14 protein-coding genes are annotated in these 25,084 nt (G+C 68.7%); 5 read left to right on the top strand and 9 right to left on the bottom strand.

Translation table 11 applies throughout. The features are described from left to right. Positions 1-54: 54 nt before the first annotated feature. From IFT55_RS17450 to IFT55_RS12235, 3 genes are all read left to right on the top strand, one after another. The gene (locus tag IFT55_RS17450; RefSeq protein WP_249403793.1) at positions 55-852 is read left to right on the top strand and encodes an ImuA family protein; all 798 of its coding nucleotides are present in this window, start codon (positions 55-57) and stop codon (positions 850-852) included. Further along, positions 746-2,296 (top strand): Y-family DNA polymerase, encoded by a 1,551-nt coding sequence (locus IFT55_RS12240; RefSeq protein ID WP_342029306.1) that lies wholly within the window; start codon positions 746-748, stop codon positions 2,294-2,296. Before IFT55_RS17450 ends, IFT55_RS12240 begins: the two co-directional genes overlap by 107 nt. A 130-nt stretch (positions 2,297-2,426) precedes the next feature. Then, positions 2,427-5,639, top strand: coding sequence for an error-prone DNA polymerase (locus IFT55_RS12235; RefSeq protein ID WP_192092399.1), 3,213 nt, complete (start codon positions 2,427-2,429; stop codon positions 5,637-5,639). 226 nt (positions 5,640-5,865) lie between these two features. On the opposite strand, the gene wecC is transcribed toward IFT55_RS12235, so the two are convergent. The 4 genes from wecC to IFT55_RS12215 all read right to left on the bottom strand — a co-directional run bounded on the left by wecC (position 5,866) and on the right by IFT55_RS12215 (position 9,830). Beyond that, entirely contained in the window at positions 5,866-7,107 is a 1,242-nt protein-coding gene (wecC, locus tag IFT55_RS12230; protein ID WP_446740728.1) for a UDP-N-acetyl-D-mannosamine dehydrogenase, read from the bottom strand. Between the two features lie 7 nt (positions 7,108-7,114). After that, the gene (gene wecB, locus IFT55_RS12225; protein ID WP_192092395.1) at positions 7,115-8,239 is read right to left on the bottom strand and encodes a non-hydrolyzing UDP-N-acetylglucosamine 2-epimerase; all 1,125 of its coding nucleotides are present in this window, start codon (positions 8,237-8,239) and stop codon (positions 7,115-7,117) included. 71 nt (positions 8,240-8,310) lie between these two features. After that, complete coding sequence (locus tag IFT55_RS12220; protein ID WP_192092393.1) at positions 8,311-9,096, bottom strand: SDR family NAD(P)-dependent oxidoreductase; 786 nt, start codon at positions 9,094-9,096, stop codon at positions 8,311-8,313. Between the two features lie 62 nt (positions 9,097-9,158). Continuing rightward, positions 9,159-9,830 carry an HAD-IA family hydrolase gene (locus IFT55_RS12215; RefSeq protein WP_192092391.1) on the bottom strand — a complete coding sequence of 224 codons (672 nt, stop codon included), beginning with the start codon at positions 9,828-9,830 and terminating at the stop codon, positions 9,159-9,161. Positions 9,831-9,889: 59 nt separating this feature from the next. Here IFT55_RS12215 and glmU point away from each other — a divergent pair, with 59 nt between their 5' ends. Both glmU and glmS read left to right on the top strand, forming a co-directional pair. Then, positions 9,890-11,245: a bifunctional UDP-N-acetylglucosamine diphosphorylase/glucosamine-1-phosphate N-acetyltransferase GlmU gene (gene glmU, locus IFT55_RS12210; RefSeq protein ID WP_192092389.1), complete on the top strand. Its 1,356-nt coding sequence runs from the start codon at positions 9,890-9,892 to the stop codon at positions 11,243-11,245. Between the two features lie 30 nt (positions 11,246-11,275). Next, positions 11,276-13,099, top strand: coding sequence for a glutamine--fructose-6-phosphate transaminase (isomerizing) (glmS, locus tag IFT55_RS12205; RefSeq protein WP_192092387.1), 1,824 nt, complete (start codon positions 11,276-11,278; stop codon positions 13,097-13,099). A gap of 74 nt (positions 13,100-13,173) precedes the next feature. Here the strand turns inward: glmS and IFT55_RS12200 are convergent, their stop codons facing one another. Genes IFT55_RS12200 through IFT55_RS12180 form a run of 5 tightly spaced genes read right to left on the bottom strand, consistent with a single transcriptional unit; the run spans position 13,174 to position 25,004 of the window. Further along, positions 13,174-15,075, bottom strand: a complete 1,902-nt coding sequence (locus IFT55_RS12200) for an alpha-L-fucosidase (RefSeq protein ID WP_192092385.1) — start codon at positions 15,073-15,075, stop codon at positions 13,174-13,176. Next, a complete protein-coding gene (locus IFT55_RS12195; RefSeq protein WP_192092384.1) occupies positions 15,072-17,459 on the bottom strand; it encodes a hypothetical protein in 2,388 nt (795 codons plus the stop codon). Before IFT55_RS12195 ends, IFT55_RS12200 begins: the two co-directional genes overlap by 4 nt. Next, a complete protein-coding gene (locus IFT55_RS12190) occupies positions 17,456-19,750 on the bottom strand; it encodes a GH92 family glycosyl hydrolase (RefSeq protein ID WP_192092383.1) in 2,295 nt (764 codons plus the stop codon). Before IFT55_RS12190 ends, IFT55_RS12195 begins: the two co-directional genes overlap by 4 nt. Beyond that, the gene (locus IFT55_RS12185) at positions 19,747-22,341 is read right to left on the bottom strand and encodes a glycoside hydrolase family 3 C-terminal domain-containing protein (protein WP_192092382.1); all 2,595 of its coding nucleotides are present in this window, start codon (positions 22,339-22,341) and stop codon (positions 19,747-19,749) included. The genes IFT55_RS12190 and IFT55_RS12185 overlap by 4 nt, the downstream gene beginning before the upstream one ends. Next, positions 22,338-25,004, bottom strand: coding sequence for a beta-mannosidase (locus tag IFT55_RS12180; RefSeq protein ID WP_342029303.1), 2,667 nt, complete (start codon positions 25,002-25,004; stop codon positions 22,338-22,340). Before IFT55_RS12180 ends, IFT55_RS12185 begins: the two co-directional genes overlap by 4 nt. Positions 25,005-25,084 lie beyond the last annotated feature (80 nt).

Here is a 25,084-nt window from a genome sequence, read left to right as displayed (position 1 = left end):
CGGCGTCCGCCGCCGATTGACTTCGCCGCAGCATCGGCGCGATAAGAACATATCATGAACGAAGAATCGTCCTCCCTGCGCGACCTGAAGCGTCGCATCGCCGCGATCGAGCGGCGGGGAGCGACGGTCGATGCGGTGCGCGTCGCCACCGGGCATGGCGACATCGACGCCGCGCTGGGCGGCGGGATCGCGCGCGGGCGGGTGCATGAAATCTTCGCACTGGAAGCGGGCGATGCCGGCAGCGCGACCGGATTCGCCGGGATGCTGGCGATACGGATGGGGGCTGGGCGGGCGGGCGGCGGCATCGTGTGGCTGCGCGAGGAATCGGCGGTGCGCGCGGGCGGGCATCTGCACGCGCCGGGGCTGGTCGATATCGGGCTGAACCCGGCGCGTCTGCTGCTGGGGCTGTTGCCCGATGCGCTGGCGGTATTGCGCGCCGCCGCCGACGTGGTGCGCTGCGCCGGGGTGGGGGTGGCAATCGTCGAACTGCACCGCGACCCTCGCGCGCTCGACCTGACCGCCAGCCGGCGGCTGGCGCTGGCGGCGGAGGAAAGCGGGGTGGCGGCGCTGGTGCTGCGCATCGCCGCCACCCCGGTTGCCAGCGCCGCCGACACGCGCTGGGCGGTGCGATCCTGCGCGTCGCAGCCACTGGCGGCGAATGCGCCGGGGCATGCCACGCTCGATCTGGAATTATTGCGTCAGCGCGGCCGGGGAGCCGATGGGCGCTGGCAAGTGGAGTGGAACCGTGACCAAGCCGTCTTCGCCAGCCCCGCGGCGTCATCTGGCGCTGTGGTGGCCGTTCCTGCCGACCGACCGGCTGGCACGGTCGTCCCCCTGCGTCGTACCGGATGACGCCCCCTTCGCCTGTGTCGAGATGGTGCGCGGCAGCCTGCGCATCGCGTCGCCCGATGCCCGCGCGCTGGCGCTGGGCATGGTGCCGGGCATGGCGCTGGCCACGGCACGCGCGCAACTGCCCGAACTGGCGGTGGTCGATGCCGACCCGTTCGCCGACCATGGCTGGCTGGAGCGGATCGCCGATGCGTGCGACCGTTTCACGCCGATGGTCGCGCTGGACGGTGGCGACGGGGTGACGCTGGACATCACCGGCTGCGCGCATCTGTTCGGTGGCGAAGCCGCGCTGGTGACGGAGGTCGAGGAACGGTTGCAACGCTTCGGCGAATTGCGTCACGCGCTGGCCGACACGCCCGACGCTGCACAGGCGCTCGCCCGGTTCCAGACCGCTCCGGCGGCGAACGAGGCGTCGGCGATCCGGCGGCTGGGCGTGGCGGCGCTGCGGCTGGACGACGAGATCGTGGTGGCGCTGCGCCGGGCGGGGCTGAAGACGATCGGCGATCTGGCCAGCCGTCCGACCGCACCGCTGGCTGCCCGCTTCGGCGAGGAAACGGTGGCGGCGCTGGCCCGCGTGCTGGGACAGGCCGACCAGCGGCTGCGCCCGCGTCGCGCGCTGCCCGCCTTGTTCTTCGAACGCCGCTTCGCCGATCCGATCGCGCGGACCGACGACGTGCTGGCGACGATCGGCGATCTGGCGGCGGAGGCCGATGCGGAACTGACCGCGCGCGACAAGGGCGGGCGACGCTTTGCGGTGCGGCTGTACCGGGCCGACGGGGCGATGCGCGATCTGGCGATCGACAGCGGGTTGCCGCTGCGCGATCCGCCGACGCTGGTTCGGCTGTTCCGCGAACGGATCGACGCGCTGGCCGATCCGATCGATCCGGGATTCGGGTTCGACATGATCCGCATGAGCGTGCCCGCGATCGAGCCGCTGGCACCGACGCAGCTGCGGCTGGAAGGCGGTGCGGTCAGCGACGAGGCGATGGCGGCGCTGGTCGACCGGTTGAGTACGCGGCTGGGACGCGGGCGCATCTGTCGCCTGACGCCCAACGACAGCCATCTGCCCGAACAGGGCGTGCTGACGATGGCGGCGCAGGACGCACCGCCGGTGCCGGTGGCATGGGACGAGGCGGAGGCAGGGGAGCCGCCGCTGCGCCCGATCCACCTGTTCGACCCGCCGCAGCGGATCGAGGTGATGGCGGAGGTGCCCGACGGCCCGCCGCACCGGTTCCGCTGGCGACGGGTGCTGCACGACGTGATCCGGTTCGAAGGGCCGGAACGCATCGCCGCGCAATGGTGGCGACGCGGCCAGTCGCGGGCGCACACGCGCGATTATTACCGGGTCGAGGATGTGCGCGGGCGGCGGTACTGGATCTTTCGCCACGGGCTGTACGAACGCGAAACCGCCGATCCGGGATGGTATGTCCACGGGGTGTTCGCGTGAATCGGCGTGGCGCGGCGGCGATCGTTTCGCGCCGGCGCGCGATGCCCGGGACGGCCGCCCGGCGGGGTTCGGCCCCGTTCCGTCGTCCCGGCGCGGTCTGCGCCGACGAACGCGTTGCTGCTACATTGCCATGACCGGTTTCGCCGAACTGGTCGCGGCCACCAATTTTTCGTTCCTGCGCGGCGCGTCGGCGGCGTGCGACATGGTGGGACAGGCGATCGCGCTGAAGATGACCGGGATCGGCATCGCCGACCGCAACACCGTGGCGGGGGTGGTGCAGGCGCACAAGGCGCTGCGCGATGCGTCGCGGCAGGCGGCGGAAGCGGGATTGCCGCCGTTGCCGTTCCGGCTGGTGGTCGGTGCGCGGCTGGTGTTCGCCGACGGGACGCCGGACATCGTCGCCTATCCGGTCGATCGCGCGGCATGGGGGCGGCTGACGCGGTTGCTCAGCACCGGCAATCTGCGCGCGAAGAAGGGCGAATGCGAACTGCATCTGGCCGACCTACTGTCGTTTGCCGAAGGGTTGCTGCTGATCGCGTGCGATGGCGATCGCGACCTGCTGGTGCGGTTGCGACAGGCCTGTCCCGGCCGGGTCTGGCTGGCGGCGACGATGCCGCGCGGCGGACGCGACCGGCGGCGGCTGGCGGGCCGGATCGCGCTGGCGCGGGCGGCGGGCGTGCCGCTGATCGCCACCAACGACGCGCTGTACGCGACGCACGAACAACGCGCGCTGCACGACGTGCTGACCTGTATCCGCGAAGGCACGACGATCGCCGCCGCCGGGCGCGTCCTTGCCGCCAATGCCGAACGGCATCTGAAGGAGCCGGCGGAGATGGCGCGGCTGTTCGCCGATCATCCGCAGGCGGTGGCGGAGACGGACGCGCTGCTCGACCGGATCGGCTTCACGCTCGACGACCTGAAATACCAGTATCCGCACGAACCCGTCCCCGACGGGTGGAGCGCGCAGGGCTGGCTGGAACACATGGTCACCGCCGCCGCGCACGACCGTTATGGCGAGGACCTGCCCGCCGATATCCGCCGCCGGCTGGACGAGGAATATGCGCTGATCCGGCAGCAGGACTATGCGCATTATTTCCTGACGGTGCACGATATCGTCCGCTTCGCCCGGTCGCGCGAACGGCCGATCCTGTGTCAGGGACGCGGATCGGCGGCCAATTCGATCGTGTGTTTCCTGCTGGGCGTCACATCGGTCGATCCCGGCGAGCACGACCTGCTATTCTCGCGCTTCGTGTCCGCCGAACGCAGCGAACCGCCCGATATCGACGTCGATTTCGAACATGAACGGCGCGAGGAGGTGATCCAGTACATCTATGAACGCTATGGCCGCCACCGCGCGGGCATCGCCGCGACGGTGATCCATTACCGGCCGCGCAGTGCCGTCGCAGAGGTCGGGCGCGTGCTGGGGCTGACACGCGACGTGACGCAGCGGCTGGGCAGCACCGTGTGGGGCAGCTTTGCGGGCGCAATGGAGGAACGGCGCTATACCAGCGCGGGGTTCGACCCGGCCAATCCGCAGATCGCGCAGCTGCGATGGCTGGTCGACCAGATCCTGCGGTTTCCCCGGCATCTGTCGCAGCATGTCGGCGGGTTCGTGCTGACGCAGGACCGGCTGGATGAAATGGTGCCGATCCACAACGGCGCGATGCCGGGGCGGACCTTCATCGAATGGGACAAGGACGATATCGACGTTCTGGGGCTGATGAAGGTCGACGTGCTGGCGCTGGGCATGCTGACCTGCATCCGCAAGGCGTTCGACCTGATGCGGCAGCACGGCATGGGCGACCACGACCTGACCGTCGACCTGAAGGGCGACGATCCCGCCGTCTATGCGATGCTGGAAAAGGGCGACAGCATCGGCGTGTTCCAGGTGGAAAGCCGTGCACAGATCAACATGCTGCCCCGGTTGAAGCCGAAATCGATCTACGACCTGACGGTGCAGGTGGCGATCGTGCGGCCGGGACCGATCGAGGGCGACATGGTCCACCCCTATCTGCGGCGGCGTGCCGGGCTGGAACCGGTGGTGTTCCCGTCGCCCAGTCCGCCGCACGATCCGCGCGAACTGGAACTGCTGCTGGGCAAGACGTTCGGCGTGCCGCTGTTCCAGGAACAGGTGATGAAGCTGGCGATCACCGCCGCCGGCTTTACGCCCGGCGAATCGAACGAATTGCGGCGGGCGATGGCCACGTTCCGCAATACCGGCACGATCGACACGTTCCGCAGGAAGCTGGTCGATGGCATGACGGCACGCGGATACGAAACCGATTTCGCCGAACGCTGTTTCCGCCAGATCGAGGGGTTCGGCAGCTATGGCTTTCCCGAAAGCCACGCGCTGTCGTTCGCGCGGCTGGTCTATGTCTCGTCGTGGATCAAATGCCATCATCCGGCGGTGTTCGCCTGTGCGCTGCTCAATTCGCAGCCGATGGGATTCTATGCCCCGGCGCAAATCGTGCGCGACGCCCGCGACCATGACGTGCCGGTGCTGGGCATCGACGTGAATGCCAGCGGGTGGGACAATGCGATCGAGGGGACGCCGCCCGGCATCCGCATGGGGTTTCGCCAGATGGACGGGTTCCGCGAACGCTGGGCCGACGCGATCGTGGCGGAACGGACGCAGGCACCCTTTGCCACGGTCGAGGAACTGGCGCGGCGCGCAGGGTTGCCGCAACGCGCGTTGCAGATACTGGCCGATGCCGATGCGTTCGGATCGATGGCGCTCGACCGGCGGGCGGCGCTGTGGGAGGTGCGACGGACGCCCGAGCGCGAACTGCCGCTGTTCGCCCATGCCCGCGCTGCCGAACTGGGCGTCGAGCCGGCGATGGACCTGCCCGTGATGCCGCCGGTCGAACAGGTGGTGACCGATTACCAGACGCTGCGCCTGTCGCTGAAGGGACATCCGATGGCGTTCCTGCGCGACACGCTGACGCGCGCCGGCGTGGCGAGTTGCGCGCAGGTGCAGGGCGCGAAGGCGGGAACCCGGCTGCGCACCGCCGGCCTCGTCCTCGTCCGGCAGCGACCGGGCAAGGGCAATGCGATCTTCGTCACGATCGAGGACGAAAGCGGCATCACCAACGTCGTGCTGTGGGCACGGTTGTTCGAGGCGTATCGCCGAGAGGTGATGGGCGCGCGGCTGATGCTGGTCGAAGGCGAGGTGCAGCGCAGCCCCGAAGGGATCGTCCACCTGATGGGCAACCGCGTCGAGGATCGCAGCGTGCTGCTCGACCGGCTGGGCGAGGGCGGACCCGCCGAACCGATGGTCCGCCCGCCCGCCGCGCGCCATCCGCGCGACGTGCGGCTGGTGCCGAAGTCGCGCGATTTTCATTGAGGGGGGCGGCTGTAGCAGATCCAGGATCAGGATATCCCGTTCATGCTGAGTAGCGACCGAGCGAAGTCGAAGCACCGTGGCAGTCCTTCGATACGCCATTTCGACAGGCTCGATGGCTACTCAGGATGAACGGTCATACCTGTATTCATCAGAATCCCGGCATGAGCGTAGAGTGTTGGAGCAACCCGTCAAATTCCGGGTCCGCCGCTACCCCGTCGCCGCTACCCTAACGCCACAGCCCGCGCGTGTCGTACACCCGCTTGCCCGCGCGTGCTTCCGGCGGGACGGCGCTGAAGGCGCTGTGGTCGACCAGTACGATCAGGATGTCGTCCTGCGCCAGTGCGTCGTCCAGCGATACCAGCCGCCCCCCGGCCAGTGCCGACGGCAGCGTGTCGACGAACGGTTCGACAAGGTCGATGCGGTCGCCATGGCGCGCGATCAATCGCTGGGCGACCTTGACCGCCGGGCTTTCGCGCAGGTCGTCGATATCCGCCTTGAACGCGAGGCCGAGCAGCGCGGCGCGCGCCGACGGGTCGGCATCGAGCATCGCGCAGGCGCGGGCGACGACATGGTCGACCTTGCCGTCGTTCACTTCGCGCGCAGTGCGGATCAGCGGCGTTTCGTCCGGTGCGGCATCGACGATGAACCAGGGGTCGACCGCGATGCAATGGCCGCCGACACCGGGGCCGGGCCGCAGGATGTTGACGCGCGGATGGCGGTTGGCGAGGTCGATGACATCCCACACGTTCAGGTCCATCCGGTCACACACGATCGACAGTTCGTTGGCAAACGCGATGGCGACGTCGCGGCTGGTGTTTTCGACCAGCTTGACCATTTCGGCGGTGCGCGCCGACGTGACGGTGCACGCCCCCTCGACGAACCGGCGGTAGAAGGCGCAGGCGGCTTCGGCACAGGCGGGGGTGATCCCGCCGATCGACCGTTCGTTCGACACCAGTTCCAGCAGGATGCGGCCGGGCAGCACGCGTTCGGGGCAATAGGCGACGGCGATATCCGGTTGTGCGGCAATTCCCGGCAGCGCGAGATCGGGGCGCAGTTCGGCCAGCAGGTCGCGGATGCGTTCGGTGGTGCCGACCGGCGAGGTCGATTCTAGGATCACGGCGTTGCCCGGACGCAGCACCGGCGCGATCGCGCGGGTCGCGTCCAGCACATGCGACAGGTCGGGGACATGGCCCGGACCGAACGGCGTCGGCACCGCGATGACGAAGGTGTCGGCGGAAGCGGGCACGGTCGCGGTGGTCAGCCGCCCGAGCGTCACCACGTCGCGTACCAGCGTGTCCAGATCAGCTTCCTCGATATGGATATCGCCGCGCGCGACGGTATCGACCACGCGCTGGCTGACGTCGATGCCGATCACCCGCGCGCCCGACCGGGCGACGACGGCGGCGGTGGGCAACCCGATATAGCCCAGACCGACGACGCACACGTCATAGCCGGTTGCGGCGGCGATACGTTGTTCAGGCACGAAGGACTCCCACGATACGGGCGGACGCATGGCCGTCGCCGAACGGATTGTGCGCGCGGGCCATCGCGGCATAGGCGGCGGGATCGTCGAGCAGACGGACGACTTCGTCCACGATCCGGTCCTCGTCCGCGCCGATCAGCCGCGCGGTGCCGGCCACGACGCCTTCGGGGCGTTCGGTCGTCTCGCGCATCACCAGCACCGGTTTGCCCAAGCCCGGCGCTTCTTCCTGCACCCCGCCCGAATCCGTCAGCACGAGGTGACACAGGCCGAGCAGCCGGACGAAATGCGGATAATCCTGCGGATCGATCAGCGCGATGCGGGGATGATCGCCCAGCATCGCCTGCATCGGTTCGCGCACCTGCGGGTTGGGATGGACCGGAAACACGACGCCGACATCGTCGCGCGCGGCGATGCGGGCGATGGCGCGGGCGATGGCGGCCATGCCGTCGCCGAAATTCTCGCGGCGGTGCGTGGTGACGAGGATCACGCGCTTGTCGGCGAAGCGCGTCGCGAGCGCGTCCAGCGCCTGTGTCCGCGCGGGATCGGCGGCAATGCGCGCCTGCGCCAGATGCAGCGCGTCGATCACGGTGTTGCCGGTGACATGGACCCGACCGGGCGGCACGTTTTCGGCCAGCAGCGCGTCGGCGGCGGTGCGGGTCGGCGCGAAATGCAGGTCGGCGATGGTGCCGACGATCTTGCGGTTGACCTCTTCGGGCCACGGATGGTGGATGTCGCCGCTGCGCAGGCCGGCTTCGACATGCGCCACCGGCACCTTGCGGTAATAGGCGGCGAGCGCGGCGACCATCGCGGTGGCGGTGTCGCCCTGAACGATCACCCGATCGGGCCGCTCCGCATCGAGCACCGTTCCCAGCGCGTCCAGCAGCCGCGCGGTCAGCGCATCAAGCGACTGGCCGGCGGTCATCACCCGGCAATCGACGTCGGGGACGATCCCGGCGAAATCGAGCACCTGGTCCAGCATGTCGCGATGCTGGCCGGTCACGACGACGCGGGTGTCGAACGCCGGATCGGCGCGCAGGGCGTGGATCAGCGGGAACAGCTTGATCGCTTCGGGGCGCGTACCGAAAATGACCAGAACCCGCCGCACCCCGTCCCCCATCGATCGCCCCGTCGCGACGCTGTTAACCGGGGGAGTTTAAGAATTGATGGGGGCGATCAAGTCAAACCCGTTCATCCGTGATAGCGCGCGGCGATCCGGTCGCTCGACGCGTTCGGGCCGATCTTCGCCTCCGCAGCGACCAGCGCGTCCCAATCGGCGATATCGGGCAGCGCGGGGATACACACCGGTTCGCCCAGTTCGAGCGCGCGGAGCGAGGCAACCACCAGATCGTCGGGCGACATGACGCGTTCGGGCGGAAAATCGTCGACGCTGTGCCCCGCGACATGGTGGAAATCGGTCGCGGTGACGCCGGGGATCAGCAACTGGACGCGAATGCCGCTGCCCTCCGCCTCGACCTGCATCGTGCGCGTGTAATAGGCGACGAACGCCTTGGTCGCGCCGTAACCGGCATAGCCCGGCAGCTTCGAGAACAACGTGCCCGACCCGACATTGATGATCGTGCCGCGACCATGGGTGGTCATGCCCGCGACGGCGGCATCCGCCAGCCGGGCAAATGCGACGACGTTGAGCAGCAGCATGTCGGTCATGTCGTCGCGATCGCCGTCGCCGACCTTGCCGAACGCCGCGAAGCCCGCATTGTTGACGAACAGGTCGACCGGCTCGCCTTCGGTCAGCCGCGCCTCGACGACGTCCAGATCGTCGGGATCGGCCAGATCGGCGACGATCACTTCCACCGCGATGCCGTGTTCGTCGGCCAGTTCGTCGGCCAGCGTGCGCAACCGGTCCTCGCGCCGGGCGACGAGGATCAGGTCGTGGCCGGTCCGCGCAAGGTGGTGCGCGAAGCTGAGGCCGATGCCGGACGATGCTCCGGTAACAAGGGCGGCGGGGCGGGACATGGGCGTTCCTTCGGGTGATACGGGGTCGGCGGGGTAGCGCGCAGGGGGCGGGACGGGTTCCGCTATCCCAGCATGCGCAGCGTCGGCACGAGGTCGGCATAGCGGTCGATCACCGCATCGGCATTCAGTTCGGCGACCGGCTGCATCAGGAATCCGAACGATACCGCGACCGACGGGATACCGGCATTGCGCGCGGCCTGAATATCGAAGACCGAATCGCCGACGAACGCCGCCGCGCCGCCGCCGCATCGTTCGATCATCGCGTCGATCGGTGCGCGGTCCGGCTTGGACCGGCCCGGCCCCATCGTGTCGCCGCCGATGACGCAGGCGAACCGGTCGGCGATGCCGAGTTCGCCCAGTAATTTGTGCGCCAGCGATTCGAGCTTGTTGGTGACGATCGCGACCTTCACCCCCAGCGCGCCCAGTTCGTCCAGCACCGCCATCGCCCCCGGAAACGGTCGCGACAGGACCGCGATGTTCGCGGCGTAGTGATCGAGCAGCAGGGGATGGAGCCGGTCGAGTTCGGCATCGTCCCCGCCGCCGGTCGCGGTCATCCCCAGCTTCAGCATGTGCCTGGCCCCGCCGCCGATCATCGGCACCACCTGTTCGCGGGTCAGGGGCGGGCGACCGGCTGCGGCCAGTGCATGGTTGACCGCTGCGGTCAGGTCGCCGCTGGTGTCGATGAACGTGCCGTCGAGGTCGAATCCGACGATCGCGAAGGGAAAATCCTGCATCGTTCGTCTTTGCGGCCGGTGTAGTGGAATTGGCAAGGTTGCTGTGCCACAGCCGCGCGATGGAACCGCGTCCCATCGCCGCCGTGATCCTTGCCGCCGGGCAAGGCACCCGCATGAAATCCGACCTGCACAAGGTGTTGCACCCGATCGCCGGGCGGCCGATGTTGCTGCATCTGCTCGACAGCGTGGCGGCGCTGTCCCCCGCGCAGACCGCCGTCGTCGTCGGTGCGCGGCGCGAACAGGTGGCGCGCGCCGTCGCGCCGCACGGTGCGACGATCGTGGCGCAGGACGAACAGCTGGGCACAGGCCATGCGGTGTTGCAGGCAAAGGCTGCGCTGGCGGACTTCGCGGGCGACGTGATCATATTGTACGGCGATGTGCCGCTGGTGCGCGCCGATACGATGCAGCGGATGATCGCACGGCTGCACGATGCCGATGCGCCTGCGGTGGTCGTGCTGGGCTTCCGCCCCGCCGATCCGGGCGCGTATGGCCGGGTGATCGCCGATGGCGACGGTCGCATCGTGCGGATGGTCGAATATAAGGACGCATCGCCGGCGGAGCGCGCGGAAACGCTGTGCAATTCCGGGTTGATGGCGGTGCGGGGCGAAGATCTGTTCGCGCTGCTCGCCCGCGTCGGCAACGCCAATGCGGCGGGCGAATATTACCTGCCCGACATCGTCATGCTCGCCGCCGCCGACGGGCGGGGATCGGCGGTGATCGAAACCGGCGCGGTCGAGGTCGCCGGGGTCAACAGCCGTGGCGAACTGGCCGCGCTGGAAGGCGAATGGCAACGCGCGCGCCGGGCGCGGGCGATGGCTGACGGGGTGACGCTGATCGCGCCCGATACCGTCTGGTTCGCGCACGACACGATCCTTGGCCGCGACGTCACGATCGAACCCAATGTCGTGTTCGGCCCCGGCACGACGATCGGCGACGGCGTGACGATCCACGCGTTCAGTCACCTGGAGGGTGCGACCGTCGCCGCCGGGGCCGATGTCGGCCCCTATGCACGGCTGCGCCCCGGCGCGGTGCTGGGCGCGGGCAGTCGCGTCGGCAACTTCGTCGAGGTGAAGAACAGCGTGCTGGGCGATGGTGCGAAGGCGAACCACCTGACCTATCTGGGCGATGCCACGATCGGCGCGGGTGCCAATATCGGCGCGGGCACGATCACGTGTAATTACGACGGTTTCTTCAAGAACCGCACGAATATCGGTGCGGGTGCGTTCATCGGGTCGAACAGCGCGCTGGTCGCGCCGGTGACGGTCGGCGACGGCGCGATCGTCGCGGCGGGATCGGTGGTGACGCGCGACGTCGCCGCCGATGCGCTGGCGCTGGTCCGGCCCGAACGCACCGACCGCCCCGGCTGGGCCGCCGCCTTCCGTACGAAACAAAAGGCCGCCAAGGCCGCGAAATGAAATGCGGGCAGTCCCGCCGGAGACCGTGACATGTGTGGAATCGTTGGAATCATCGGTACGGATGCCGTGGCCGATCGCCTGCTCGACGGGCTGAAGCGGCTGGAATATCGCGGCTATGACTCGGCGGGCATTGCCACGATCGACGGCATGGCGATCGAACGGCGGCGGGCATCGGGCAAGCTGGTCAATCTGGGCCGCGAACTGGCGGCGCACCCGCTGCCCGGCACGGTCGGCATCGCGCATACCCGCTGGGCGACGCATGGCGGCCCGACCACCAACAACGCCCATCCGCATGCGACCGACGAAGTGGCGGTGGTCCACAACGGCATCATCGAGAACTTCAAGCCGCTGCGCGAGGAATTGCAGGCGCGCGGCCGCGTGTTCACCAGCGAGACCGATACCGAGGTCGTCGCGCATCTGGTCAGCGAACAGGTCGAGGCCGGACGGTCGCCCACCGATGCGGTGAAGGCGATCCTGCCCCGGCTGCACGGTGCGTTCGCGCTGGCGATCCTGTTCCGCCAGCATCCCGACCTGCTGATCGGCGCGCGGCTCGGCTCGCCGCTGGTGCTGGGGTATGGGGAAGGTGAAGTGTATCTCGGCTCCGACGCGCTCGCGCTCGCGCCGCTGACGCAGCGTATCGCCTATCTGGAAGAAGGCGACTGGGTCGTGTGCACGCGCGATTCGGCACAGGTGTACGATCGCGACAATGCGGCGGTGGATCGTCCGGTCACGCTGTCGGGCGTCACCGGCGCGCTGATCGACAAGGGCAATCACCGCCACTTCATGCAGAAGGAAATCTACGAACAGCCGATCGTGGTCGCGCAGACGCTGCGCGGCTATCTTCAGCGGTTCGAAGGCAAGGTCGTGCTGCCGATCCCGGAGTTCGACCTGTCGGGCATCCGCCGCGTCACGATCGTCGCGTGCGGGACCAGCTTCTATGCCGGCATGGTCACCAAATACTGGTTCGAACAGTTCGCGCGGGTGCCCGTCGACCTCGATGTCGCGTCCGAGTTCCGGTATCGTGCGCCGGTGATGGAGGATGGCGGGCTGGCGCTGTTCATCAGCCAGTCGGGCGAGACTGCCGACACGCTCGCCGCACTGCGCCACGCCAAGGGCGAGGGGCAGACGATCGCGGTCGTCGTCAACGTACCGACCAGCACGATGGCGCGCGAGGCGGACCTGTTGCTGCCGACGCATGCCGGGCCTGAGATCGGCGTGGCGTCGACCAAGGCGTTCACGTGCCAGCTGGCGGTGCTTGCGGCGCTGGCCGCCAATCTTGCGAAGGCCAAGGGGCGGCTGGACGAGGCGGAGGAACGCAACCTCGTCCGCCATCTGGCCGAGGCACCCGCTGCGATCAACGGCGCGCTGGCATATGACGAGGCGATCGAGGCGATGGCGCACGTCATCGCGGGCGCGCGCGACGTGCTGTATCTGGGGCGCGGCACCGATTACCCGCTGGCGCTGGAAGGCGCGCTGAAGCTGAAGGAAATCAGCTATATCCACGCCGAGGGCTATGCCGCCGGCGAAATGAAGCACGGGCCGATCGCGTTGATCGACGAACATGTGCCGGTTATCGTCATCGCGCCGTCGGGGCCGTTGTTCGACAAGACGATCAGCAACATGCAGGAAGTGATGGCGCGCGGCGGCAAGGTCGTGCTCATCAGCGACTATGACGGTATCCAGGCGGCGGGCGACGGCTGTATCGCGACGATCACGATGCCGAAGGTCCACCCGCTGATCGCGCCGATCGTCTATGCGGTGCCGGTGCAGTTGCTGGCCTATCACGTCGCGGTGGCCAAGGGCACCGATGTGGACCAGCCGCGCAACCTGGCGAAATCGGTGACGGTGGAATAGCCGACGCCTGCCACCCGGCCCGGGGCCGGGCAGGGGCGTGACACGGACCGACCCGTGTCACGCCCGACAGGCGATTACCGGAACGCCCCGATCCCTGCGACCGCGATTGCCGGTGCGGGCACCGCCGGTTGCGGAAAGGCGAAGCGCAGATAGCGCACGGCACGCGCCGTCGGGAACGCCATGCGCTGGGTTGCGCGTGCGTAGTGGATGTTGGGGAACTCGCCTTCGCCGCCGTTCTGCCATGTCGTGCCGTCGATGCTGGTTTCCACGCGGTATTTCATCGGCGGCGCGGCGTTCGGATCGACATGGCGGGTCGGTGTCAGTGTGAAGCCGGCCAGCGTCTCGCTGCGGCTCATGTCGATGGTGAGCGTAGCGGGGGCGGGGCTGATCCACGCGCTGCGCGGCGAATCGTCGAGTACCGCCGCGCCGCCCGGCGCGCTGGCGGCCGTCACCCGCCATCCGGCGCGATCGACGATGCTGGGATCGCTCGACCGCGCAGGGGGTAGCGTCGCGGGGGCGACCGACCGGAACAGTGCGAATTCGCGCAGCGCCGGACCCGCTTCCGCCGCGACGGTGCGGAACCGGACGCGGCGCGGCGCGATCGGCGCGGGCAGTCGGATCAGCCGCTGCGGCCCGACCATGTCGCGTGCCGCGATCTCGCGCCATGCATCCCCGTCGTCGGATACGTCGATCGCGAAGCGGGTGATGCGCAGGCCGAGCGGCAGCCATTCCTGCAACCGGATGGTGTCGAAACTCCGCCCCGGCGGCAGGTCGAGGACCAGCGTCGCGTCGCGCGCATCGGCGGGCGACAGCCAGAAGGTATCGTCCCGGCCGTCGACGACATGGCCGGCGGTGCCGGACGCGTCCGCGCTGGCGCTGGCCACTGCGCCGCGTGCCAGATCGGTTGCGAACGTCGCGCGGATCGCGTCGCCAAATGCGGTCAGGCTGGCGACGTCGCGATCAGGAATACGGCCGCGCCGGTCGGGCGGCAGGTTGAGGAGCAGCGTGGTGCCGTTGCCGACCGACCGGTCGTACATCTCCATCAGCTTTTGCGGCGTCTTGACCTGGACGTCCTCATCGGCGTGATAGAACCAGCCGGGACGGATCGACACGTCGGTTTCCGCCGGCCACCACAGCGGCGCACCGCGCACGCCGGTATAGCCTTCCGACTGGACATAGGGGTGGTTGGGCATCGTCGGCCAGCACGGGTCGCCGGCATGGCCGTCCTCGTTCCCGACCCAGCGGATATCGGCACCCAGCGGATCGAAGGTGCAGGCGTCGGGTTGCAGCGAATGGACCAGCGCGACGATCGACGGCCAGTCGTAATAGCGTGGCGCATCGATCTTGCGGGTTTCCCGTGCGCCGCCATAATAGCCGTCGCCGCCGTTCGCGCCGTCGAACCACACTTCGAACAGCTTGCCGTAGCGAGTGCACAATTCGGTCAGCTGCGCACGGTAATAGGTGATGTAGGCCGGCGTGCCGTAATCGGCGCGGTTGCGGTCCCATGGCGACAGGTACACGCCGAAATCGATGCCGCCGCGTGCGCAGGCCGCCGCCATTTCGCCGACGATATCGCCCTTGCCGCCTTTGTACGGCGAATTGCGGATGCAGTGTTCGGTCAGCATCGTCGGCCACAGGCAAAAGCCGTCATGATGCTTGGCGGTCAGGATCAGTCCGGTCAGCGCCCCCGCCTTTGCCGCCGCCACGATCTGGTCGGCGTCAAAATCGGTCGGGTTGAACAGCTTGGGGTCTTCGTCGCCAAAGCCCCATTCCTTGTCGGTGAAGGTGTTGATCGAAAAATGGATGAAGCCGTATTGCCGCCGGTCGTGCCATTTCAGTTGCCGGGCAGAGGGCACCGCACCCCATGGCGCGGGCAGCGGCAGCGACCCGCCGTTCGGCCGGACCGGCGAACAGGCGGCGGCCCCGGCGATCAGGCTGCTGCCCATTAATGCGCGGCGGGAAAGGATCGGGGTCATGGGGTCGCTCCAGCGGTCAGGGATTCGGAGATGAGCCAGACCTGTGCGATCTGATGGCCGCGCCCGCCGCCGCCGATGCCGGGCGGGCGGTGCCATTCGATCGTCAGGTCGCCGTCGGCGGTCAGCGCGGGCGGAATCGCGGTGTCGACGGTTTCGGGATTGGTCGCGCGCGGGCGCGGCCCGTGCAGTTCGGTGCCGTCGGCGACGAGCCGCATCGGCAGGGCATAGTCCTCGCCCGCCCAGCGCGCGCGCAGGCGGTAACGGCGGTTCCGCTCCAGCCCCGTATAGTGCAGGCGGACGGGGGTTTCGTACAGTCCCTCGGCATAGCTGAGGTCGGCGATCCGCCAGCCTTCGTCGGGAATATGGTCGGCGACACCATCGATCGCGCCGGCCATCCGTTGCGGATCGGTGTCGAAGCCGGCCCCGCGCACCAGATGCGGTTCGGCCGCCGGGTCGCCGAAATCGTCGTGCAGCGCCAGCGTCATCATCCCCCAAGGATCGCCGATCGCGGCGACGCGCGCAGCGGCATCGGGCAGGGACAGCGCGGCGGCCAGATCGCGTTCGACCGCGGTACGATCGTTCAGTTCGATATCGGCGCGGTCGAGATTGGCACCGCGTTCCCAATGCGACGCGCCGTGCCGGGCAACCGACAACTGCATGCCGGCGGACGCGCGCAGCCGGTCGGCGATCGCGGTCAGGCTGGCACGCAGTGGCGCGACGATCGCCGGTTCGGGCCGGGCATAGGCGAAGCGTGCGGCGGCAATGGCGGGTTCGGCACCGGTCGCAGGAGCCTGTCGCAGCGTATAGAGCGCTTCCGCCTGCGTTGCCTTTGCCGCGATCAGCCGGTGGCGGACCAGCGCGTCATAGGTCGCGCGATAGCGGTACAGGTCGATCCGCCAGTCGGCCCATGCCGCCGGACGGACATGGTCGACCAGCGCCAGCGTCGCGTCGATTCCGGCATTGCCCGCCGGATCGCCGCGCCAGTTCGCCTCCAGCGCGAACGGCACCGCCGCGAAGGCGGGATCGCCGACGAACAGCCGGGCATAGTCGGCGGCGACCTGTTCGGCGGTGGTCGCGGGGTTCCAGCCGAGGCGGAACCACTGGGTCACGTTCCAGTCGTCGTTGATCCCTTCGCTATAGGTTACGAAACCGCGCGTACCGTTCGCCAGATACGCGAAGATGCGCGCCGTCGCGTCGGGGCGCGGGTTCACCGGTTCGCGTCCCTGCGTCAGCGCGAAGGCGGGATGCCATTGCGGAACCGGAAACTGCGCATGCATCGTGTGCGCGGTGTCGGGATAGGTTTCGATCGGGAACCGCCCGGCGATGCGGGTCCGGTGCGTGCCGATCGAATCGCGTGTCTGCGGCCCGACGAACACGCCGCTCAACCAGCGCGGGCGTTTCGCCAGTTGCGCATGGAACGCGTCGAGCGCGGCGGCATCGAACCCCTGCGTCGACAGCAGCAGTTCGGCACGGGGAAAGCGCTGGCGCAGCGTGTCCGCCAAGCCTTGCGCCAACGGAAACAGCGTGTCCGGCGCGCTGTGCCCGGGATCGCCGCCGGGCAGGTACAGCGCGTCGAGCGCGGGCAGGCGGGCGAGCAGCGCGCGCAGGTCGCCGCGCTCCGCCACGTCCGCGCCGGACACGGTATAATCGCGCAGCAACGGATAGAAGAGTGCGACGTCGAGGCCGAGGCGGTGCGTGGCCTGCGCCACCGCGACCAGCGTCTCGGTCGCGGGCAGCGGCGACAGTGGCGAGGTGGCGGCATCGTCCGACACCGGGGCGACGAACTGGATGCGATTGGCCCCCAGCAGCGCGAAATCCTCGATCCGGCGGGTCAGCATCGCCGGGGTCCATGCATCGTAGCTGTTGTTCTTTGCCCGATATCCGATCTGCGTGCCGCGAATGGCGGTCGCCGGCGCTTCGCTGACCCGCCCCGGGGCGGTCAGGGTCGTCCCGTCGAGATGGCGTAGCAGCCACCCGGCGGCATAGACACGCGCGCGGGTGCCGGCGGCGTGGATCGTGACCGTGCGCGGCGTGGTGTCGATGCGGAACGCTTCGCGCGGGGTGGTGGCGGGGACGAACGTGATGGTGACGGTCGGGCAGGCCTGTCCCGTTGCGTTCGCCGATCCCTGTTGCCCCGCGGCGGCGGTGGTCGGGGTAAGGGGTGTCGCGCTTCCCGCGACCACCGTCCCGGCTGGACCCTCGCCTCCGTCGGGGGCGGCACATCGTTGGTCCGACGTACCCGCACCGCACGCCGCGCCCCGCTCGGTCAGCCGTCGCCGCAACAGCGCCGCCGCCGGATCGCTGCCCACGACGCATGCCCGGTCGAGCGGTACGACGATCGGTCCCGCCGCCGCGCCCGACAAGAGGACCAGCGCGGCGATCAACGCGCCGGCCGGTCTTCCACGCGCGCGCCGAACGCCTTGTTCGGCGTCGCCGCCATATCGAACGACAGCGTGCCGCCACGCATCAGATCGGCATGCGCGATCCAGCTTTTGGTCCATGGCCGCCCGTTCCAGCGTACCGCGTGGACATAGGGCCGGTCGGGCGCATTGCCGCGCGCTTCCACCACCAGCGTCCGTCCGCCGCCCAGCCGTACCGTGGCGCGATCGAACAGCGGGCTGCCCAGCACATAGGTCGCGCTGACCGGATCGACCGGATAGAAGCCCAGTGCCGAGAACAGATACCATGCGCTCATCTGGCCGCAATCGTCGTTGCCGATGATGCCGTCGGGGCGGTCGTGATACATTTCGGTCAGCAGTCGGCGGACCATCGCCTGCGTCTTCCACGGCGCGCCGCACCATGCGTACATATAGGCGACGTGGTGGCTCGGTTCGTTGCCATGGGCATATTGCCCGACCAGCCCCGAAATGTCGGGCGGCGCGTCGGCGGGCAGTTCGGACGACGCGTTGAACAATCCGTCCAGCTTCGCCTCGAACGCCGCATCGCCGCCCATCGCCGCGATCAGCCCAGGAATGTCGTGCTGGTTCAGGAACGTCGCCTGCCACCCGTTGCTTTCGGTGAAGTCGCGCCATTTCTTCGAATGGCCCAGCGCGTTGGGCGCATAGGGTTCGGCCCAGCGCCCGTCCGCCATCCGCCCGCGCGCGAAGCCGATGCGCTTGTCGAACACGCCCTGCCAGTTGCCCGACCGCTTGCGCAGCCGCGCCGCGCCCGCCGTGTCGCCCGCCGCATCGGCGATGAACGCCCCGGCATAATCGTCATAGCTGTATTCCAGCGTGCGCGAGACACTTTCGAAAATGCGGTCGGCGGGGACATAGCCCAGTTCGTCATACGCCTGCACCCCGACGCTGTTGTCGAGCACCGGCGTCGACCAGTCGAACGACCGCTTCGCCACGCCCGGCCATGCGGCGGCATAATCGGCGACGATCCCCTTGGCCCGCGCCTCGGCCAGCACCGGCACCGCGTGCCAGCCGATCATCGTTCCCGTCTCCACCCCCTGCAACGGCCAGACCGGCGGGCCGAACGGGCTTTGCTGCGTCTGGCGGATGAGGTCGGCGACGAAGCCCTGAGTCAGTTTCGGGCGGATCAGCGTCTGCAGCGGATGGAATGCGCGATAGGTATCCCACAGCGAATACGCGCTGTACGCGCGCTCGCCCGCCGGGACGGTGTGCACCTTGCGGTCCAGCCCGACATAGCGTCCGTCGACGTCCGAAAACAGCGTCGGGCCGATCGACGCATGGTACAGCGCGGTCGTCGCGATGACCCGTTGCGCGGTGCTGCCGCCCTCGAACCGGATCAGGTCCAGCTCGCCCGCCCATGCCGCACGCGCGGCGCGGGCATAGCGATCGAAGCTCCAGTGCTTCGCCTCCGCCGCAAGGTTCGCCTTGGCACCCGCAAGGTCGACGGCGGAAATGCCGGTGCGGATCACGACCGGCGCGGCACCAGCGTCGTCGAAATGCAGCACGGCCTTCAACCGCTTGCCGGTCACGCCGCTGCCGCCCGCCGGGGCATCGCCGTCACCGAAGAATTCCACCCGGTCGGGTTTGCGCGACAACTGCATCGCAAAGAAGATTCGACGCCCCTTGGCCCAACGAAACACGCGGCGCGTACCGGTCAGCGTGCCATCGGCCTCCAGCGTCAGTGCGGCCTGATCGATATAGGGGCGCGCGTTTGGCCCCTCCATCACCAGATGCGACAGGTCGATCAGGATATGCCCCGGCCCGGCGGGAAAACGGTGGCGGTGGATGCCGGTCCGTTCGGTGACGGTCAGTTCGGACCGCACCCCGCTTTCCAGCGTGACCGCATAATAGCCGGGTTCGGCCACCTCGTCGCGAAACCGCTGGCGATACCCCTTGTCAGGATCGTCGAGCGGGCCGCCGTCGAGCAGCACCGGTCCGCGCGTCGGCACGACGAGGATGTCGAGCATGTCACCGATGCCGGTGCCCGACAGATGCGTGTGGCTGAACCCGAGGATCGACGTGTCGTCCCGGTGATAGCCCGAACATGTCGCCCAGCGCGCGGTATCGGTGTCGGGCGACAGCTGGACCATCCCGAACGGCATGGTCGCGCCGGGAAAGACATGGCCATCGCCGCCCGTGCCGATGAACAGGTCGGCGCGTGCCCGCACGGGTGCCGCGCCGACCGGCACGGCCCCGGCCAATGCCAGCGATGCGGTGCCGCCCAGCAGCGCGCGGCGGGAGACGGCGGGTCCGGTCATTTCGGCAATTCCTGCGTTCCGGTGATGGTAAAAGCGATCTCGCTGCCCGGCACGCTGCCGGGCTGGCCGCCACCGATGAACAGGCGATACTTGCCCGGCCGCACTGCGCGCGTGCCGTCGCGTGCGACGGTGCTGAGCAGGCGTGGATCGAGCGTGAACGTCACCGTACGCGCCTGTCGCGGTTTCAGCGCGACCCGGCGGAACCCGACAAGGCTGTGACGCAGCACCGGATCGTTGAAACCGCCGATGCGGTTGAGCGCGTCGGGCGCGATCAGATAGGCCTGCGCCACTTCCTCGCCCGCGCGTGCGCCCGAATTGGCGACGCGCGCGGTGACGGTCAGCGTCTCGCCCGCCGCGATCGTCGCCGGTCCCTTCGCGTCCGAATAGCCGTAGCTGGTGTAGCTCAGCCCGTGGCCGAAGCCCCACAACGGGGTGCCGCCGAAGTAGCGATAGGTCCGCCCCTTCATATTATAGTCGACGAACGCCGGCAGATCGCTGGTCTTCGCGACGAAGGTGACGGGCAGACGGCCCGACGGGTTGATGCTGCCGTCCAGCAGTTGCGCGATGGCGGTGCCGCCGACCTCGCCCGGATACCATCCGGCGACGATCGCGTCGGCATGGTCCTTCGCCCATTGCATCGCCACCGCACTGCCCGACAGCAGGACGACCACCAGCGGCTTGCCGCTGGCTTTGACCGTTTCCAGCAGCTTCTGCTGCGCGGCGGGCAGCGCAACGTCGGTGCGGTCGCCGCCCGAAAATCCCGCGACCTCGATCTGCAACGCTTCTCCCTCAACCGCCGGGGACAGGCCGACGAACGCGACGACGGCATCTACCGCATCGGCGGCGGCGCGGGCGGCGACCAGTTGCGGTTCGGGCGGCGCGATCCACGTCAGCCGGATGCTGTCGTCGTCGCTGGCATGGGTCAGGTCGAGCTGGAACGGCCGGGGCGTCGTGTCGGCGAAGTCGATCGCCGCCTCCATCCGTTCGCTCTTGCTGTCGTTCGCCGCCCCTTCGACCGCCGCCGTGCCGCTGCCGGCTAGCACGTCGCGCCCGTCGATCGTCAGCTTCACCGCATCGCGACCGGTGCACCGGTCCCAGCACCGGTTGAGATCGATGCGCAGCACGTACCGACCCGGACCCGGCGGGGTCAGCGTGCCGGTCCAGCGGACGCCATAGCGTCCGACCGGTAACCCGGCGGCGGGGGAGGTGCGTCCCCAGTCGAAATCGATCCGCCGGTCGGTGCGCGTCACGACCGGCGCGCCGGTCATCGCCGGGTCGGTGAAGAACTCCGCCTTCAACCCTGTACCGAACGCGGTTTCGGGCACCGGCAACGGCACACCCGCCGCCAGCGTCGATCCCTGGGCATAGGTCACCGCGAACCGTTCGCGCAGTCCGGCGAGCGGCGTGACAGGATCGGCGGCGGTGCCGTTGTAATTGGCCTCCAGTACGTCGAGGCTGTCGGCGTTCGGCCCGACCACCGCGATGCGCGCGCCGCGCTTCAGCGGCAGGACGCCGTCGTTCTTCAGCAGCACCAGCGACTTGCCTGCCGCTTCCAACGCCAGCGCGCGGTTGGCCGGGGTGTGGAGTTCACCGGGTGCGATCGCGTCCCACCGGCTCTTCGCGCCGAATGCGTCGCCCAGCCGCTTGCGTGCGGCGAACACCCGGGCCAGCGCGGTGTCGACCGTCGCCGGTGTCGTCAGCCCCTTTGCCAGCGCGACGTCGAGCGCGGAAAAGGCGCGCCCGCAGTTCAGATCCATTCCGGCATCGATCGCGGCGGCGGACGCGGACGCGTTGTCGGGGCGATAGCGCTGGTAATGCGCGATATTGCCGATCGCATCGCAATCCGACACGACGAACCCGGTAAAGCCCCAGTCGTGCCGTACCCGTCCGTTGAGCAGCGCGTCGTCGGCGCACACCGGGATACCGTGCACGCCGTTATAGGCGCACATCACCGATTGCGCCTTGCCCTCGGTCAACGCGCGGCGAAACGCGGGCAGATAGGTCGCTTCCATGTCATAGGGCGCGGTCTGGACGCTGAACGCGTCGCGTCCCGCCTCCGGCCCGCTATGCGCGACCAGATGCTTGGGCGTGGCGATCACGCGCGGCTGGCTCGCGTCCGGTCCCTGCAACCCGCGGACATAGCCGACCGCGAGCATGCCGGTCAGCACCGGGTCCTCGCCATAGGTTTCCATGCCCCGGCCCCAGCGCGGGTCGCGGAAAATGTTGATGTTGGGCGACCATATCGTCAGCCCTTGATACCGGCGGCGGTCCTTGCCCGGCAGCGCGTTGTATTTCGCCCGCGCCTCGGTCGACACCACGGTGCCGATCCGTTCCAGCAGCGTCACGTCCCACGTCGCGGCCAGCCCTATCGCCTGCGGAAACACCGTCGCCACGCCGTTGCGCGCAAGGCCGTGCAGCGCTTCGTTCCAATAATCATATTCGGGCAGCACGTCGCCCTGTTTGGGGGCGGTACTCTGTAACTGCGCCGCCTTTTCCGCCGGGGTCATCGTGGCGATGGTGGCGGCGATCTGCGGATCGGGCGTGGGCAACGGTTCGGGCAGGGGTGCTAGCAGCGCGAGAAGCAGGCTCATTTCGTGATCTCCGTACCCAGCGTCCGCAACCGTAGTGCGCGTTTCAGCGCGGCGGGCGATGCGTCGCCCGTGACGGTCACCGTCACGCTTTCACCCGGCAACAGATCGAGGAAGTTGTCCGACGCCTGTACCGGCAACACGCCGAAATCGATCCACAAGGCACGGGCAAGACGCGTTGCGGTGACGGTCACCGCCGGCTCGCCGTCGACCGTCGACCAGCGCGTGGTCAGCCCCGGATCGGGCAGCGCCATCGCCTTTTCCGGTACGGCAGTCACCAGGGCCCGCGATACCGGCGCGCCGTCGACCGTCAATTCGGCGACGGCGATGCTGCGCGTCCGGTCGGCATCGCCGAACAGATCGGCGTCGGACAGCAACGCGACCTTCGTCGCCGACAGCGGGGCCAGCGTCACCGCCGCCTCGCGCTTCGCCAGTTCGCGTCCCTCGACATCGATCGTGCGGATCGTCCAGCGCGCGTCGGCAGGCACCGTCCGGTCGGAAATCAGCGTCACCTCCGTCACGCCGTTTTCCCGACGACCCGCCGCGATCGCGACGGGGGCGAAGAAGCGGCGCGCAGCAAAGTGCAGCGCCTTCCACCGTCCGAAATAATCGATGCTCGACCATGAGGCGCCTGGCCACACGTCGTTGAGCTGCCAATAGAGCGATCCGGTCGTCACCGGGCGGCAGGCGCGATGGTGCAGCGCGCCGATCGCGATGCCGTCCGCCTGCATCACCTGCGACAGGTACACGAAGTCGGCGAAGTCGCGCGGCTCGCGATAGCGCATGCGGATATAGTCGAGCAGCCGCCCCTGACCCTCGCCCTTCAGGAATTTCTGGTGCGCCTTCATCACCGGCGATTCGATCGCCAGATCCTTCGGGCCGGCGAAGGCGCGAACCGTCGCCATGCCCGGCATCGCCTGAAGCCCGTATTCGGACATGAAGCGCGGGCAGCTGTCGAGATAGGCGGTGGCGGGCTTCTTGCCGCCCCACACGTCCCAGTAATGGCGGTCGCCATCGGCATCTTGATCGGGCTTGCCGTCGTAATTGCTGCTCGGGCTGCCGGGCCAATAGGGGACGTCGGCATCGCGCCGTTCGGCAGCGTCGCGCAGCACCTGATTGAACAGGATCGCCATGCCCACGCCGACGCGCTCGCGCTCCTCCGGCCCGACGCGCGCCTTGAACGCAGTGCGGTCGCTCCACGTTTCCCAGCCCGACAGCACTTCGTTGTTGCCGGACCACAGCACGATCGACGGATGCGCCTGCACCCGGTCGACCTGTTCCTCCGCCTCGATCCGCACATTCTCGCGGAATTCACGGTCATAGGGGGTGACCGCGCCGCCGAACATGAAGTCGGACCAGATCATCAGCCCCAGCCGGTCGGCGGCGTCGAAAAAGCTGTCGGGCAGGTAGTGACCACCGCCCCAGATGCGGATCATGTTCATGTTGGCGGCTTTCGCGTCCGCCATGATCGACGCCATGCGGGCGTCGGTGACGCGCGGGGCGAAACTGTCGAAGGGGATCAGGTTCGCGCCCTTGGCGAACATTGGGATGCCGTTGACCTTCAACAGGAAACCGCGGCCGATCGCGTCCTTTTCCCGCACCAGCTCGACCGTGCGGATGCCGGTGCTGCGCGTCGCGGTGTCGATCAACTCGCCGTCCAGCCGGGTTTCGGTCGCGACGGTATACAGCGGCTGCGCGCCATAGCCGGCGGGATACCACAGTTTCGGATCGGGGATGGCGACCGGCACGCTGACGCGGTTCTCACCCGCCGTCACCGCCACGCTGCGCGTCGCGCGGACCTGCACGCCGTCGGGCCCGGTGACGATCGCATCGACCTGCACCGTGGCATCGCGATCGGCGATCAGCGTCACGTCGGCGGACAGCCGCGCCTCCGCCGTCGTAACGGCTTCCTGCTGGACGCGCAGCGTGTCGATGCGCACATCGTCCCATGCGTCGAGCCGGACGGGACCGTTGGGTCCGACATTGATGATGCGGGGACCCCAGTCCCAGCCGTAATGATATTTCGGCTTGCGGATATAGGGCGACGTCTGCCGCCCCGCCGGCTCGTCCCCGGCGGTCGAATCATATTCGCCGGGCAGGGGGTTGGCGATCCCCGCGACCATCGGTTTCAGCACGCCCAACGGCGACCGGAACGCGATGCGGATCTCGTTCGCGCCGGCCTTCAGCAACGGTTTGGCATCGGCCCGCCAGCGACGATGCGCATTGTCGGCAGTCAGCAGTTTCGTGCCGTTGACGAACACTTCGGCAAAGGTGTCCAGCCCGTCGAACACGAGGTCGAGATGATCGCGCGCGAGCATCGCCGGCGTGGCGTTAAGCCGCCCGCGATAGTCCCAGTCGCTGCGCCCGACCCACTGGATCGTCGCCTCGTTCAGGCCGGTGAACGGATCGGGGGTCAGCCGCGCCGCGATCAGGTCGGTCTGGACATAGCCGGGCACCGTTGCCGGCACCCATCGTGCCGCCTTCGGATGATCCTTCGTCGCCGGATCGCCGGAGGCGAGGCGCACGGTCCATCCCTTGTCCAGCGTCACCGTTTCGCGCGGTGCGGCCCACAGGGCAGCGGGCGCGGCGGCCAGCAGCAGGACCAGCGCGCGCCGTGCCGTACGGCGATGGGGGACGTTGCTGCGGTGGATGGAACGATGCTTCACGCTAAACTCCTGATCGTCCAGCCGAATCGGCCGATGAAACCATGTAGCCGCCCGACGCGAAAAAAGCCCCGGCAATGCCG

The organism is Sphingomonas sp. CFBP 13720, assembly GCF_014842075.1.
Taxonomy (GTDB): Bacteria; Pseudomonadota; Alphaproteobacteria; order Sphingomonadales; family Sphingomonadaceae; genus Sphingomonas.
The sequence above is the reverse complement of the archived record's forward strand: the minus strand, read 5'-3'. Positions and strand labels throughout refer to the sequence as shown.